Source organism: Streptomyces sp. BE20 (assembly GCF_036322525.1).
GTDB lineage: Bacteria > Actinomycetota > Actinomycetes > Streptomycetales > Streptomycetaceae > Kitasatospora.
The window spans coordinates 1-324 of sequence record NZ_JAQYWW010000263.1 but is presented as its reverse complement, the minus strand read 5'-3'; the positions used below and the strand labels follow the sequence as shown (position 1 = coordinate 324).

Sequence of the window (324 nt, the reverse complement as noted above, 5' to 3'; positions counted from 1 at the left end):
GCACCGGCTGGGGCGAGGGCGTCGGCATGGTGCTCGTCGAGCGGCTCTCCGACGCCCGGCGCCTCGGCCACCGCGTGCTCGCGGTCGTCCGGGGCACCGCCGTGAACCAGGACGGTGCCTCGAACGGCCTCACCGCCCCCCACGGCCCGTCGCAGCAGCGCGTCATCCGCCAGGCGCTGGCGAACGCCGGTCTGACGCCGCGGGACGTCGACGCCGTCGAGGCGCACGGCACCGGCACGACACTCGGCGACCCGATCGAGGCCGAGGCGCTGCTGGCGACGTACGGGCGGGACCGGGACGGCGGCGACCCGCTCTGGCTCGGGT

Annotated in this window: 1 protein-coding gene; it reads left to right on the top strand. The window is 77.5% G+C overall.

Translation table 11 applies throughout. The annotated features are described in order from the left end of the window. On the top strand, positions 1 to 324 hold a 324-nt coding region (locus tag PUR61_RS01540), incomplete at both ends, for a polyketide synthase (protein ID WP_329874813.1).